Here is a 14,279-nt window from a genome sequence, read left to right on the forward strand (position 1 = left end):
GTATAGAACTTAGCCTAAACGTTGTTTTAGATATCTTTTAAGCCTTTCCCATAGATTTCCCTTCCTGGTCGACAGGAATTCCCTGATCGTCTCGTAGGCGGCTTTATTTTCTTTTATTTCAACAGGGTAATCGCTGATGGGCTTTGGATTGATGATCACATTGTAAATGTCATTGATTCCCGAATGAATTCCCGTTCCGTCATGCCCGATATTGTTGACCAGCGATTGCGCAGGATTCAATGTCAATCCTCCTTTCAGGAAGATCGAAGCATACCAGCGGATCGCCCAGGAATTGTTTTTCCCCTTCTTGAAGTCCTGCATCTGTTTCCAGAAATTCATTTTATGCTCAATAGAAAAGGCGGATCTCTTTTTGGCATCAAATTGTGCCATCAACGTATCAATGTTGGGTTCAAAATGTTGCCATGCCCGATCCCAGGTAGCCCATCCCCAACTGGTTGCAGCACGGTAAAAGAAAGATTCCGGGATGTTGTTTTCCTTCAGTGGATACATGTAAGCACCAATATGCATCACCTGATCTTCATTGCGGTAACGGTCTAAAGCCTCGTTAAAATAGGTCAGCGTATATGGAGAAGTGATCAGGTCATCTTCCATCACGATCACCTGTTTATAATCCTTTACCAAACGGCTTACCCCGGCAATCACCGAGTTGGCCAGGCCCATGTTTTCTTTGCGTTCAACCACCTCAACAGATTTAAATCCGTCAATATTTTTAAGCAATTCGCGTACTTCCAGTACTTTGGCTTCATCTTCCGCAGATTTAAAGCCATCGGAGAAAATGAACAACCTGCTTTCTGAGGCCAATTGATTCTGTTTAAGGAATTTTATGGTACGCTCAGTATGCTGCGGTCTGTTATAAACGAATAAGGCGATAGGTGCAAAGGTTTGCATATTTAGAAGATCTCCAGGTTTTGGGTTGACTTTTTAGTAAGAACGGTATAAGCATTTCCAAATTGCTCGCGTTTGTTTTTTCCTAAAATGGCGCCCAATAGGTTCTTGATCCTGTATTCCAGCTCAATTCTTAAGGTTTTGAACAGGCTCTTTGGCGTTTTCTTCACCTGATACTCACAGAATTTGATCGTTTCTATTGGGGTAAGAGAGGTTTTATCGGCTTCCACAGAAAGGCCTTCACTCTGTAACAGAAAGCGGATCAGGGTAGGGGTATACATATTGATATGCCCGTAGTTCAGGAAATGTTTCATGCGCTGATCTACTCCAAAACGGTAGTCTAAAGGAACTTCAATCACCAGGTATCTAGCCACTCTCTTTAATTCGCGCAGCAATATCCGTTCATGTTCTACATGTTCCAGTACATGGGCAAGAATCACCAGATCAAAGCTGTCATCAGCATAAGGAATGGTATATCCATCAAAGCTGTTCACCTCTTTTAAGCGTTCCAGCTTTCGGTCTCTGATTAAAGAAACGCCACTGTCTGCAATTTCAAGTGCATAAAGCTCCTCTCCAAATTTCCATTCATTGAGGTAATGTAAAATGCTGCCATCTCCGGCACCTACTTCCAGGATCTTTTTAGGCTGAATCCCCTGACAAACTTCTATCAGGTTTTTTGCCTTGGATTTTGCACCAAGCATCCGCCATTCTACATCACTATCGGTGTAAAAATCATTATAGGAAGCAACTAGATCTTCTGTGATTATGGCCATTTCTATTAATCTTTTATACCATCAATGATCAGTGAGGAATAACCCAAAGGTTCATTAAACCTTTTGTCGAACCTTCTGGACCTGAGGATGTGACCATCTTCACTTTTCCAGTCTACGAAATGAAACTGACGTTGCTCATCATAATATTCCAAAAGCTGAACCCGGAAACCGGCATCTTCCAGCACTTTAGACAACTGGTGATAATCGTATAACAATTTATGATCGTCAGCACCTTCACCATGTCCTCCTGGTTTTACCATATCGATATAGTCCTTGTTGGGATGAAAACCATCAGGCACTGCAATTCTGATGCTGCCGCCTTTTTCCATAAACTCGAAACAGTTTTTTAAGGCAATTAGTGCATTGGCATAACTGATGTGTTCAAAGACATGCTCTGCAAGAAATTTTGTCGCTTTCTTTTCGCCGAACAGGTTCTGAAAAGAGCTTTTTTCCAACAGATTTAAGCTCTCTATATTCGTAGGCAGCCAGTTGGGATAAGCCGTTTTCTCCGAACCGATGATGATGTTCAAAGGCGCAGATGAATTTTTTATTTTGGACTTTAACTGAATAAGGTCCAACATGTTTATTGGTTTTAATACGATTGATCTTACTACCTTTCTTAAGGACATCTGTAATGGTTATGTTGTTAATTGTCAGCAAGGGCCAGAAGCCATCTGATGCGGTGTTTGTCATGACCCTGAGGGCTTTCTTCCGCTCAGATCATACCAATATTTAATAGTCAAAGTTAAAATGTTAAACGCAAAAAGCTAATATATCCGTATAATTATTGATCGCAATGCTGATCCGGTTAAGGTTTTAGAGAACGGGGCCTGTTTTTGATCTTCTCCACAAGCGTAATCAGGAACAAAGATTTGAGCATCATGATGCCTTGAGGCCGTGTTTTTGGAACCAGCAGTATCATGAAATTAGAAACGAAATAAGCGACTAAAGTCGCCACTGCAGCGCCTGTAATTCCATACCTGGGAATCCAGTAGATATTTAAAATAATATTGATCAAAGCGCCCATTCCCGTCCGGAATAAAGATAATTTTGTATAACCTTCCGCAATAAGAAACTGGCCGCTGGCCGTCCCCAGAAAGGTGAAAATGCCGGCCCAGATGTGTATAGATAAGACATGGGCAGCTCCCCGGTACTCGGGTGTATAGAATTTATAGACCAAAGGAGAAGCGAAAGTCATGATAATGGCGATACTCATACTGATCCATACCATGAGGTCGTACATGTTCTGCATTCTTTTCTGGTAACGTTCCGGATCATCCCTTTTTGCATTCATAATGGCGGGAAAAACAGCAGTTACAATCGCTACAGGAATAAAATACCAGGATTCAGATAGCTGGACAACGGTCGAGTAAATCCCTTGTTCTGTGGAACCGAGGTAGCTCTGAATCATCAGCTGATCGATTTTCATATAAATGGTCACCAAAATTGCCGAAAAGGCCAGTGGCCATGAATTTTTCAGTAGAAATTTTGCAATGCTACTTTCAAATTTCCATTGCAAGAGAGATGCGCCATTATTCTGGTAAACATATACATAGCCAATTGCCAGCAATACTGCATCGAGCAGCAAGGCGACAATAAACCAGCTTAGGCTCATGCCAAGGAGGATCAGGACCAGCTTAAGCGCAGCAGAGAAGAGGTTCCCGAGGACCTGAATTTTCATGATGAATTTTCCCTGGGCCCTGGACTGAAAATAACTGTCTATGATGTTAAATGCCTGAAAAACTCCGGTAAAGCTCACAATCAGGATGTAAGAGAAAGGGGCTGCAATGGGCTTTATTCCATTCCAGATCTGGTAAGCGATATAAATCAGTGGAAGAATTAGTAATCCTCCGAGCAGTTTTAATATAAAAGCAGTACCCAGAAGTTGATTTTTCTTCTCCGGGTGTCGCAGCAATTCACGGGTAACAAATCCATCCAGCCCAAGCGCAGCTGCAGCAATGAAAAAGGTGGCGAAGATTAAAGGATAGCCGTAAATACCGAATTTCTCCGGACCGAGATAATTACTGACCATGATCCCAATCAGAATTTTTATTCCAAGACTGCCCACCCTGGCGATCATCAGCCAGCCGGCATTTTTAGCATATTTTTCTATCGCTCCCTGATCAAAACCAGGAATACTTGGAATTTTCATCAGTATACTGTTCGTTTTTTCGAAGTATTCATTGTTTTAATGTACTTAAGAGCACTCCGTGGTTTTTAGCGGTTATGAAGCGATCATGATCTTGAAATACATTTCGTTGTGTGATCGGTAAGATCATGATGGTTTCATTCTTGTTTGACCTTGCTTAAATTAACTTAAAGGCGCGCCAACAGCAATTGCGCAGCTATGACCCGGTTGTCCATGTGCAGGGTTTAGCCTCACTTCCTTCTGATTGGCAGGAACCGAAGGGGCCGTTGCTGCAGGAGCAGTTACCGGACTTGCGGTAACTGGTGCCGGACCAGGCGCAGCAGTAGCAGCAGGCGTATTATTCTTTGCATTCAAAGGAGCACCTACGGCAATTGCACAATCATGATAGGGTTGTCCATGAGCAGGATTATGTGTCGGTTTTTCTCCTGTGGCCGCTACCGGCGCCGATGCCGAAGGAAGACCTGTGGGAGTTGGCGTGATCACGGATTGCGTTTGCTTCGGACTGGAATTACAGGCAGAAAGTGCCACAGCAATACAACTGATATATAGAATCCTTTTCATAATCGTATTTTTTGTTCTTTTAATACAGATAAAAGATAGACAAAGATGTGAAATTTGTTGGGTTATCTTTGATAGGATTCCTCAATCCTTTGTAATTGTTGCAAATGATGGTTCAAATGGATTCCAATAAATCTCAGCCATTGAAAAGCATTTAAATAGCCAAGCTTCGGATGTCGTGTTTTAAGCGTTTTGTCTGCATTTTCGATCTTTTTTAAAGCGGGATCCAATTCCAGAAGGAATTGATCGATCAGGGCTGCAGCCTCGGTTTTGCTGACTTTCTTCAGCCTTGTGGCCAGCATTTTTGGTGCTTTATATTTCTTTCCCGGAGGAAGACTGCCAAAGAATAGAATCACTTTCACGATAAAGGCCGTTGGTTTTCTTTCCCCTTTACCGGATATGGTGTTGGTCATTTCCGTCAGAGACAGCATGCTGGCATCAAAGATATGAAAGTAAACCTCGCTGTAGGACCAGCCCCCGATAGGAGGGCTAAGCAAAAATGTTTCTTCACTGATCTGATCCAGCTGGTTTTTATAGCTGGCAACGATATCCTGAATCTTTTTATAGTCTTTGGCAGTACCCATCAGAAATAAATATTATTGCTTGCTGATCCATTTAATCATGTCTTCCTGTGCAAACAGGGACATCAATGCCTTAGGGACCTTGATGAAGTTTTTGGGATCGGTAACACGTGCATAAGCATAATGTGCCACGTCAATCTTTTCTTCGTCAAAGGGGAAGGCTTTCATTAAAACGAGCAACTGATTGGTCGTAATCATTGAATTTTTTAAAGTAGTCTTCGCCAATGCCAACTTGTTTTTCGGAAACATTTCATTGTTAATAACGCTCATCGCATCTTTAAACTCTTCATCAGTCATGGCCTCTTCGTATTCATATCCGCTTCCGTTACCAGCGTAACTCCTGTCCCAGTCGTCCAGTGCATATTGTCCACGGTCAAATATGGGAAGAGTGACTACATTGCGCAATCCTAATCTTTTGGAATAGCTGACAATCATCCGGGTATTTGGAGCAACATTAATCCTTCTGCGAAACAGCTCAACACTGTCTTTCTTCACCACAAGGGTTGGAGAATTTCTGTATACCTCATAAAAACGGAAACGGCCTTTGGAAGATCCTGCAAAATCATCATCCAGATAAACCACATAATTCCCACGCTCAGGGATTTCGACGAATACTTCTGAAGTACTCCGGTTTTGCCCAAAAGTAAGGGCGGTTTGCAGCATAACGGCAAACAGTAAAACTAATCTTTTCATAAGGCTTTTTATTTGTGTGTGTTGGGAATGCGAATCCCATACCAAAATATATCGTCTTTAGAAATGATGTAGTAATTCTTCCAGATGCGTGATTTGCCAGAGCACATCTTCAGGCTTTTCCTTGTTCATTGGATTGAAGTAAATAGCTTTCATCCCATAATCCTGAGCACCGCGGATGTCGGCCTCCAGGCTATCCCCAATCATAATACTTTCCTCCTTTTGAGCGGAAGCTAAACGTAATGCATACTCGAAAATGGCTTTGTTGGGCTTATTAACGCCTACATCTTCCGAAATGATGACATTGGCGAAATAAGGATTTAGGCCTGATTTATCCATTTTAGTTAAGGTACTTTCTTTAAATCCGTTGGAAATGATATGTAAAGTGTATTTCTTTTGAAGGTAAGTCAATACTTTTTCAGAGCCTTCAAATAAATTGGTTCTGGTAGGGGTAAGCCGCACATAATCGTCTTCAAATTGAGACGGAATGTGGGAAGGTTGTATGCCTAACTGGATAAAAGTTTTACTGAAACGCTCAGATCTTAACGTTTCTTTCGTTATTTTTCCTAAATGGTATTCTGCCCAAAGCAATTGATTGTTTTCCGTATAGGTGTCAATAAATTCGCGGGAAGAGCGAAGTCCGAGGGATTCCAGTTGATACTGGGCATATAATTCTGTCAGGGTTTCTTCAGCATTTCTGTCAAAATCCCAAATGGTATGGTCTAAGTCGAAAAAAATATGTTTAATCATTATTCAGGGGGTTATGTGATGTCAATACCTTGAGGTAATGAACACCAGTGCCGCAAACATAAGCACAATTAATACTTTCAGGTATCGAAGAATTCTTGTGGCGATCGTATATTGCTTTTTGGCGTTTTCAGGGGTGATGGCTTTCAGGTAATTAAAATATTGCGGAAATAGGTTCGCTACAGTTAGCAATACATATAAGGAGGTACATACCGTCAATAGCTGATAAAGATCAGATTTAGGACCGAAAGCATTGGGTTTCCCGTTAATGTTGAAATGCGTCGGAATGGAATCTGAGAACTTCGAATAGGCCACCAATACATAGACCCATCCCGCCAACAGGACCAGGAGCCCAAAGGCCTCAATCCCTTTATCGAACACGGAAAGCCTAAGTTTGATAACCGGTCTTTTTATTATACTCATATGGCCTCCGTTATTGCTTTATGCCATAGGCAAGGTCTCCGGCATCCCCCAGACCGGGCACAATGTAAGATTTGCTGGTCATTTCCTCATCAATTGCGCCAAGCCATAACTTCGCTTTAGGTAAATTTGCCCGCACATGGTTTACGCCTTCTGTACTGGCAATGGCGGCCACAATATGTAGTTCCCTGATCTGGTAACGGTTGATGAGTTCTTTACAGCATAAAACCATGCTCATCCCGGTAGCAAGCATGGGGTCGGCCATGATCACCACTTTATCCGTCAGATCGGGAGTAGAGATGTGTTCTACCTGAATTACAAAATTTCCGTTTTTATGGTTCTTCCGATAGGCGGTGATAAAGGTAGATTCCGACTGGTCAAATATGTTTAATAATCCCTGATGTAAAGGGATTCCTGCCCTTAAAATCGTTGCCAATACCGGTTGCTGAGGCATAAATGCTGTTTTAGCTAATCCCAATGGAGTCTGGGTCTCTTTACGCTCAAATTCTAAAGTTTTGCTGATCTCATAAGCGAAGAACTCGCCCAGGCGTTCCATATTTTTCCGGAAGCGCATGGCATCTTTCTGAATGTTCTCATCGCGGAGCTCAGCCAGGAAGACATTGGCAATGGAAGTTGTTTTATCAAGGTTAAATATCATCGTGTAAAAGTCTAGGAGGGTGTAAAGATAAAAGATTAGGCCAGAGCAATGGTCTTATCCTGCCAAAGGCTGTAAAAACTACCATTTACCAGTTTTACATGGTCCATCAGCTCATTCAATTGTAAAAGCAGGTCCTTATTGGTTTTGCCGGATCGCAATCCGCGGTCTGTTAGTGCAATTGGATAGATTTTTAACTGAGATTGTTTTTCTATCTGGAGGTCATACCAGAAAAACGGACTACAGGTACCTGCTCTGAAACCGGGAGTATCGGGATAGTACATGCTGTAATCCTGATTGATGTTTTTTATGCTGAGCCTCAGGTAACTCTTAGGGATTTTTAACTTCTCTTCCCAATGGCTGTGTTTTTTGGGGGCTGGAATACCCGAAATTTCTGTGCGTAGAAACTCCGGCCGACTGGAAAGACCATTTTTATTCATCTCTGCCATCAAGCTGTGGATCCCCTTTATTTGTTGTTCATAATGTTTTCTTTGCAGCTTCTCTCTGACCAGGGAATTCATGAAATGTAATGCTTTTCTTAACCTGTTGTCAGTTGCCCTGGATCTGAGTTCAGGAGCATATGCTGGCTGAAAACTGAAATCTTTCTTTCCAAAGGTCATTGAAGGAAAGTTTTTGAGGAGAATGTTCTTTAAAATCAATGCCCATTCATCAATTATCGGAACCTGAAGCAGTCCCAGTTTATGCTGTAAGCTCAGCCGGGCATGGTAATTCGGCCCTTTGCGGTCGTCAAACGGGAGGTACTCCTCATACCTGGTCAGAAAATAAAAGGAAGCGGCAAAAATATCAAAAGGCAATTGACCAGCGGCCACAGGAAAAGGAACTTTTTGATCTCCAAAGCTGGTGGTGCCAATCCGTTGAACAGCGATCTTTTGGTCGGTCAGCAATCCGCTGCTCTTGAAGAATAAGGATTCCACAACAGGCTGTCCTCCATAACAAAGCTTGGGACCTTCGGCGTTGATAAATTCTGACAAGTTCTGGCTGATGTCCAGATCTGCCCTTAATATATCCTTAAAGATAAAATTAAAGATATATTTTATGCGTGGAGTGATCAGGGGGGTATAAACCAGAAGCTTCATAGTATATAATTTAGTATATAAAATTTATCTTTACTGCTCATAGTAAATATACATATGAAATTTCAAATTGTTTTAGCGGGAAGGATAATTTCTGTCAATTAAGCCGATGTATGACGAGACGGAACTGCTGAAAGGAATTATCGGGGGGAACCGACAAGCTTTCAGCCAATTGTTTGAAACCAGATACCCTGGTCTTTATGCTTTTGCATTGAAGTTAACCCGGTCTCAGGTCCTGGCGGAAGAAATCATTCAGGACGTTTTTTTGAACATCTGGCTAAACAGAGCTAACCTTGGCAAGGTCGAGAACTTAGGTGCCTATCTCAATAGAATCACAAGAAACCTTTCTTTAAATGCCTTGCGCAATATTGCCAAACATAAAGTGCTTGTCGGTGATTTTGAGGCAAAGGAAATCCCGGATCATTCTACCGAGCATGCACTGGATTATAAAGATACCGTAGCGCTGGTTCAGAAGGCCATCGAAAGACTTCCTGCCCAGCAACAGGAGGTGTATAAACTCTGCCATAAAGAGGGACTTACCTACGAACAGGCTGCCCTCCGGTTAAACATTGCACCATCAACTGTCCATTCACACATGAAAGGAGCCTTGAGGGGAATCCGGATTCATTTTAAAAAGATGGGCATCCCAATGGTGATCATTACCATGATCCTGCGTTAAGGTCGTTTTTTGTGTATTTCTGAAAATATTTCATACCCGACTACCCCTTCCTGCTTTTTCTCGTGTCTATGTATAGGTAAACGGTCGCCAAAGGACAAGAAGAGAAGAATAAACCGTTTCCACGAAAGATATGAATCAGAAGCTTCCTTATTTGCTAAATCAGTACTTAAATGACCAATGCTCAGCAGCAGAGCTGGCAGAATTTTATGTACTGGTGGATGATCCCGCAAATAACATGGAATTGAGTGACCTGCTCGACGATGCTATAAATACATCTACCGATGAAAAACAGCTGACCGCAGTCCAGGAAACCGAGCTGCTTCAGTATATCTTCGATCATAGGGAAAGCCCTCTACAGCGTTCTAAATCTGTTCGGGGCTGGGATTACCGCAGTTGGTCTGCCGCTGCGGTAATTTTCCTTACGCTATGTGCAGGGCTTTATTATTTTAAATCTAACAGAGTGGAACAGCTCCGGGAACAGGCTGCTGCGGCCATCTCGCCGGGAGGAAATAAGGCCACTTTAACCCTGGCAGATGGAAAAGTGATCTCATTGCAAACGGCACCAAATGGTCAGCTGGCAGAGGTCTCAGGCGTAAAGATCACTAAAACCAAAAATGGTGAGCTGGTGTATAGCCTTAGCGATGGTACTGCTGCAACAACAGGGGAGAATACCATAAGTACACCTCAGGGCGGACAGTATCTGCTGAGCTTGCCGGATGGAACAAAAGTATGGCTCAATTCTGCTTCTGCTTTAAAGTTTCCTACCGCTTTTTCCGGAACGAGGGAACGGAAGGTAACCCTAAGCGGAGAAGCCTATTTTGAAGTCGCAAAACTCAAAACTCCTTTTGTAGTCACCACGGATAAACAGCGGGTAGAAGTTCTGGGAACACATTTTAACATCAATGCCTATCTGGACGAGCAACAGACAAAAACTACCCTGTTGGAAGGATCGGTAAGGGTCTCATCTTTGACGACGGGCAATGTGGTGATGTTAAGTCCGGGTGAAGAAGCAATGCTGAAGGCGAACAGGCTGGATGTTCAGAAAGCCGATATAGAAAGAAATACAGACTGGAAGAACGGCATTTTCATGTTTAAGAACGAGAGCCTGGAAGGGATCATGCGGAAAATTGCCCGTTGGTATAATGTAGAAATTGTCTATGAACAATATGCCCCAAGAAAAGAAACGTTCAGTGGAATTGTATCCAGGTACGACAATGTAAATAAGGTGCTGCGCAGACTGGAGCTCACCGGAGCAGTAAGCTTTAAAATCCAGGGAAGAAAAATTATAGTGTCAAAATAAATCAAATATGAAGAGAAATCTACCTTAACCATCTACCTATCCAACAGGTTAACCAATAAAAAAAGCCGGATCGTGCTACGAACACTATCCGGCTAAATGATTGAGTTAACCCCTTCCGGTTTTAACACCGGGAGAAATAAGATCGCACCCACTCCGGGCATTAACCCAACTAAACCAAAACTATGAAATTAAATGCTTTTAACCTAGGCATGCTATGCTCCCGGCTGCCAACAAAATTCCTATTAATTGTGAAATTAATCATAATTATATTGACGGCCAGCTTGTTACAGGTGAGCGCTGCCGGGTTTGCTCAGAAAATAACTTTGAGCAAAAAACAAGTAAGCCTGGAACAGATTTTTAGAGAGGTGGCCAAACAGACTGGTTATCACGTGTTTTATGCAGATAAAAGTCTGGATGCCGGGAAACGTATAGACGTTAATTTTAAGAATACCACTTTAACAGCTGTGATGGAAATGTGCCTGCAAAAACAGGACTTATCCTATGCCATAGAAGATAAAAGTATTGTCATCCGCGTCAAAGAGAAATCAATCATTGATAAAGTTGTCGCATATATGGCGGCTATTGACGTCAGCGGGAGAGTTCTCGATGAAACCGGGCAAGGTCTTCCTAAAGCCACCATTAAAATCAAAGGAACAGAACATACGGTGCTGACCAACGAAAAGGGGGAGTTTCAATTCAAGAATATAGAAGAAAATGCCATTTTACAGGTGTTTTATATCGGGTATCAAACCAAAGAAATCAGTGCTGCTGCGCTCAAATTAAACCCTTCCATCCAGCTAGAGGTAAAGGCCGGAGAGCTGGAAGAAGTGCAGGTAATGGTCAATACCGGTTATCAGCAAATTCCTAAAGAAAGAGCTACAGGTTCCTTTACCCTGATTGACAATGCAACGCTGAATAAACAGGTGGGCGGAAATATCCTGAACCGCCTGGATGGTGTTACAAACAGTGTTTCTTTCGACAGAGCCGCAGACCGGGCCCAACTGACAGTTCGGGGGGTGAGTACCATCAATGGTTCCATGGCACCATTAATTGTGCTGGATAATTTTCCTTATGAAGGAGACATCAACAATATTAATCCGAACGACATTGAAAGTATAAGCGTTCTGAAAGATGCTGCCGCTTCCTCTATCTGGGGAGCCAGAGCCGGAAACGGTGTGATTGTCATCGTGACGAAGAAAGGAAGGTACGATCAACCACTGAAAATTCAGTTCAATTCCAACGTCACGGTTACCGGTAAACCGGATCTTTTTGACCTTAAGCAGATGAGCACCAGTGATTTTATTGACCTGGAGCAGACCATGTTTGCAGCAGGGGCCTATAAAGTACAGGAGAACGATAAAAGGAGACCAGAGTTGTCGGAGGTCATAGAATTACTGATCGCAGCGAGGGATAAAAAGATCACAGCTGATCAGGCTAAATCAGGCATTGATGCCTTAAGGGGAATTGATTCCAGAAATCAAATTTCGGAATATCTGTATAAAGCGTCAGTCAACCAACAGTATGCACTGAACCTGCAGGGGGGTGCGCAGAAAATGACGTATATGATCTCCGGAGGATACGACAGGAATTTGTCTGTACTTTCAGAAAAGTACGATCGCATTAACCTCCGTGCAGCAAATACCTTCAGACCGATAGATAAACTACAGATCAGTACCTCGCTTTATTATACCAACAGTAATACCACATCGGGAAAGCCAGGTTACAAGATGAATACCCTTGGCGGAAGGAGAATATACCCTTATACTCAACTGGCAGATGAGGGGGGAAATGCGATTCCTTTTCATGTGTATCGGAAAACCTATACGGATACCGCCGGAATGGGGAAATTGATGGACTGGAAGCTTTACCCGCTGGAAAATTATAAACATAATGTGAGCAAAGTGAATCTTCAAAGCATCATGGCAAATGTTGGCCTGAACTATGAACTGACCAAAGACCTGAACCTGGACCTTAAATATCAATACGAAAATCAGCAAAGGAAAACAAACCTGCTCGGAGACCTGGGGAGTTTTGAAACCAGGGATTTACTGAACTCTTTTTCGAAACTGAACCGGAAGACAGGTGTGATGACTTACAATGCTCCATACGGAGCGATACTGACCCGCGATGCCCAAAGCATCATTTCTCAGAATGGCCGCTTACAGTTAAATTATAACAAAAAGGTCGGAGATCATCAGATGGTGGTATTGGCGGGAACAGAAGTAAGACAGATTTCTACTGTGATAGACGGCTATACTACTTATGGCTATGACGAAGAGAACCTGAGGTCCGGAAAACCTGATTTCATGAATGGTTATCCGAATTTTATTTCCGGAAATAATCAATTTCTTCCTTCAAGACTGAGGGCCGATGAATTGTTGAATAACTTCGTGTCCTTATTTGGAAATGCCGCCTATACCTATAAAAACAAATATACCCTTTCGGGAAGTGTACGTAAGGATATGTCTAATCTGTTTGGCGTAAAAACGAACGAAAAAGGCGTCCCTTTATGGTCTGCCGGAGCTTCCTGGAACCTTTCTGAGGAATCGTTTTACAACCTGGCATTTTTACCTTATTTGAAATTAAGGACAACATACGGTGCAAGTGGAAACCTGGATAGCAGAAAGACGGCAGTGCTTACTTTACAAAGTGCCGGATCTGCTTTTTATACTGGTTTTCCTCAGTCTGTCATCAGTCAGTTTCCAAATAACGAGCTTCGCTGGGAAAGGGTAAATATGTTCAATATCGGTGCTGATTTCGGGCTGATCAATAATGTACTTTCAGGAAGCGTTGAATATTATCATAAAAAAGGACGGGATCTTTTTGGGACTGATGATATGGATTATACCACGACCGGAATTGCCAGGATCACCAGAAATGTAGCAGATATGGTTGGAAATGGAATTGATGTAGAGTTGAGGGCTAATCTTATCGACCGGACATTTAAATGGTCGCAGCAACTAAATTTCAGCTACAATACCAATAAGGTGACTAAATATTTGCTGAGAAGTACCAGTGGAGGTGATTACGTAAGTGATGGCCTGAAATTAGCCCCTCTGCCACTGGTCGGACAACCGGTCTTTGCCATCGTATCTCATAGATGGGCAGGACTGGATCCACTTACAGGCGATCCTCAGGGGTATTTGAATGGTCAGGTCTCAAAAGATTATAAAGCATTTATAGGGGCTAACAGTAAGATTTCAGATATGGTCTTTTCCGGTTCTGCTACACCAACGGTCTTTGGTAATTTTATGAATACCCTAAGCTGGAAGGAACTGTCGCTGACGGTTAATCTAAGCTATAAAATGGGACACTATTTCCGAAGACAATCGGTAAACTATTCGACATTGGTATCTAGTTCGGGCAATGGTGGGCATGCGGATTACGCGCAACGCTGGCAACAACCTGGCGACGAAAAACATACCAACGTTCCTTCATTTATTTATCCCAATAATGCCGATAGAAGTGGTTTCTATAATATGTCGGAAATTCTGGTTAGCAAAGCCGATCATATCCGCCTTCAGTTTGTCAACCTTGCTTATAGCTTAAAGAAAAGCCACTGGTCGAAATTGCCGGTAGAGCAGGTTCAGTTTTTTGCTAATGGAAGTAACCTCGGGGTTTTATGGAGGGCAAATAAGTTCGGGATAGATCCTGAGTATAACAATGAGTTTAACCCTAGAGCGAGCTTCTCGCTTGGATTAAAGGCGGATTTTTAATCAATAATAAT

Annotated in this window: 14 protein-coding genes; 3 read left to right on the forward strand and 11 right to left on the reverse strand. The window is 42.5% G+C overall.

Features of this window, described 5'->3' with window-relative positions:
• Positions 1-9: 9 nt before the first annotated feature.
• The 11 genes from AAFF35_RS30655 to AAFF35_RS30705 form a co-directional block, all read right to left on the reverse strand.
• On the reverse strand, positions 10-909 hold the full coding sequence (locus tag AAFF35_RS30655; protein WP_342330231.1) for a glycosyltransferase: 900 nt from the start codon (positions 907-909) through the stop codon (positions 10-12).
• A 2-nt stretch (positions 910-911) separates the two neighbouring features.
• Positions 912-1,679, reverse strand: coding sequence for a class I SAM-dependent methyltransferase (locus AAFF35_RS30660; protein ID WP_342330232.1), 768 nt, complete (start codon positions 1,677-1,679; stop codon positions 912-914).
• A 5-nt stretch (positions 1,680-1,684) separates the two neighbouring features.
• The gene (locus AAFF35_RS30665) at positions 1,685-2,260 is read right to left on the reverse strand and encodes a hypothetical protein (protein WP_342330233.1); all 576 of its coding nucleotides are present in this window, start codon (positions 2,258-2,260) and stop codon (positions 1,685-1,687) included.
• Between the two features lie 227 nt (positions 2,261-2,487).
• On the reverse strand, positions 2,488-3,831 hold the full coding sequence (locus AAFF35_RS30670) for a flippase (RefSeq protein WP_342330234.1): 1,344 nt from the start codon (positions 3,829-3,831) through the stop codon (positions 2,488-2,490).
• Between the two features lie 159 nt (positions 3,832-3,990).
• Positions 3,991-4,389 (reverse strand): hypothetical protein, encoded by a 399-nt coding sequence (locus AAFF35_RS30675; RefSeq protein WP_342330235.1) that lies wholly within the window; start codon positions 4,387-4,389, stop codon positions 3,991-3,993.
• 62 nt (positions 4,390-4,451) lie between these two features.
• Positions 4,452-4,970: a DinB family protein gene (locus AAFF35_RS30680; RefSeq protein ID WP_342330236.1), complete on the reverse strand. Its 519-nt coding sequence runs from the start codon at positions 4,968-4,970 to the stop codon at positions 4,452-4,454.
• Positions 4,971-4,982: 12 nt separating this feature from the next.
• Positions 4,983-5,660 (reverse strand): DUF4476 domain-containing protein, encoded by a 678-nt coding sequence (locus AAFF35_RS30685; RefSeq protein ID WP_342330237.1) that lies wholly within the window; start codon positions 5,658-5,660, stop codon positions 4,983-4,985.
• A gap of 57 nt (positions 5,661-5,717) precedes the next feature.
• A complete protein-coding gene (locus AAFF35_RS30690; RefSeq protein ID WP_342330238.1) occupies positions 5,718-6,407 on the reverse strand; it encodes a YjjG family noncanonical pyrimidine nucleotidase in 690 nt (229 codons plus the stop codon).
• Between the two features lie 21 nt (positions 6,408-6,428).
• Positions 6,429-6,827, reverse strand: coding sequence for a DUF1648 domain-containing protein (locus AAFF35_RS30695; RefSeq protein ID WP_342330239.1), 399 nt, complete (start codon positions 6,825-6,827; stop codon positions 6,429-6,431).
• Between the two features lie 10 nt (positions 6,828-6,837).
• Positions 6,838-7,482, reverse strand: a complete 645-nt coding sequence (gene upp / locus AAFF35_RS30700; protein WP_342330240.1) for a uracil phosphoribosyltransferase — start codon at positions 7,480-7,482, stop codon at positions 6,838-6,840.
• 35 nt (positions 7,483-7,517) lie between these two features.
• Positions 7,518-8,576 (reverse strand): hypothetical protein, encoded by a 1,059-nt coding sequence (locus AAFF35_RS30705; RefSeq protein ID WP_342330241.1) that lies wholly within the window; start codon positions 8,574-8,576, stop codon positions 7,518-7,520.
• 106 nt (positions 8,577-8,682) lie between these two features.
• Here AAFF35_RS30705 and AAFF35_RS30710 point away from each other — a divergent pair, with 106 nt between their 5' ends.
• The 3 genes from AAFF35_RS30710 to AAFF35_RS30720 all read left to right on the forward strand — a co-directional run bounded on the left by AAFF35_RS30710 (position 8,683) and on the right by AAFF35_RS30720 (position 14,268).
• Positions 8,683-9,252, forward strand: a complete 570-nt coding sequence (locus AAFF35_RS30710; RefSeq protein WP_342330242.1) for an RNA polymerase sigma-70 factor — start codon at positions 8,683-8,685, stop codon at positions 9,250-9,252.
• A 130-nt stretch (positions 9,253-9,382) separates the two neighbouring features.
• Positions 9,383-10,552: a FecR family protein gene (locus tag AAFF35_RS30715; RefSeq protein WP_342330243.1), complete on the forward strand. Its 1,170-nt coding sequence runs from the start codon at positions 9,383-9,385 to the stop codon at positions 10,550-10,552.
• A 248-nt stretch (positions 10,553-10,800) separates the two neighbouring features.
• Positions 10,801-14,268: a SusC/RagA family TonB-linked outer membrane protein gene (locus AAFF35_RS30720; protein ID WP_342330244.1), complete on the forward strand. Its 3,468-nt coding sequence runs from the start codon at positions 10,801-10,803 to the stop codon at positions 14,266-14,268.
• The last annotated feature ends 11 nt before the right edge of the window (positions 14,269-14,279 follow it).

Source organism: Pedobacter sp. FW305-3-2-15-E-R2A2, from assembly GCF_038446955.1.
In the GTDB taxonomy this organism is placed as follows: domain Bacteria; phylum Bacteroidota; class Bacteroidia; order Sphingobacteriales; family Sphingobacteriaceae; genus Pedobacter.

Excerpts from the sequence above, each read along its gene's own strand:
- AAFF35_RS30660 (WP_342330232.1), bottom strand. The coding sequence starts at position 1,679 with ATGGCCATAATCACAGAAGATCTAGTTGCTTCCTATAATGATTTTTAC.
- AAFF35_RS30685 (WP_342330237.1), bottom strand. The coding sequence starts at position 5,660 with ATGAAAAGATTAGTTTTACTGTTTGCCGTTATGCTGCAAACCGCCCTT.
- AAFF35_RS30710 (WP_342330242.1), top strand. The coding sequence starts at position 8,683 with ATGTATGACGAGACGGAACTGCTGAAAGGAATTATCGGGGGGAACCGA.
- AAFF35_RS30655 (WP_342330231.1), bottom strand. The coding sequence starts at position 909 with ATGCAAACCTTTGCACCTATCGCCTTATTCGTTTATAACAGACCGCAG.
- AAFF35_RS30680 (WP_342330236.1), bottom strand. The coding sequence starts at position 4,970 with ATGGGTACTGCCAAAGACTATAAAAAGATTCAGGATATCGTTGCCAGC.
- AAFF35_RS30705 (WP_342330241.1), bottom strand. The coding sequence starts at position 8,576 with ATGAAGCTTCTGGTTTATACCCCCCTGATCACTCCACGCATAAAATAT.
- AAFF35_RS30665 (WP_342330233.1), bottom strand. The coding sequence starts at position 2,260 with ATGTTGGACCTTATTCAGTTAAAGTCCAAAATAAAAAATTCATCTGCG.
- AAFF35_RS30690 (WP_342330238.1), bottom strand. The coding sequence starts at position 6,407 with ATGATTAAACATATTTTTTTCGACTTAGACCATACCATTTGGGATTTT.
- AAFF35_RS30675 (WP_342330235.1), bottom strand. The coding sequence starts at position 4,389 with ATGAAAAGGATTCTATATATCAGTTGTATTGCTGTGGCACTTTCTGCC.
- upp (WP_342330240.1), bottom strand. The coding sequence starts at position 7,482 with ATGATATTTAACCTTGATAAAACAACTTCCATTGCCAATGTCTTCCTG.
- AAFF35_RS30695 (WP_342330239.1), bottom strand. The coding sequence starts at position 6,827 with ATGAGTATAATAAAAAGACCGGTTATCAAACTTAGGCTTTCCGTGTTC.
- AAFF35_RS30715 (WP_342330243.1), top strand. The coding sequence starts at position 9,383 with ATGAATCAGAAGCTTCCTTATTTGCTAAATCAGTACTTAAATGACCAA.
- AAFF35_RS30670 (WP_342330234.1), bottom strand. The coding sequence starts at position 3,831 with ATGAAAATTCCAAGTATTCCTGGTTTTGATCAGGGAGCGATAGAAAAA.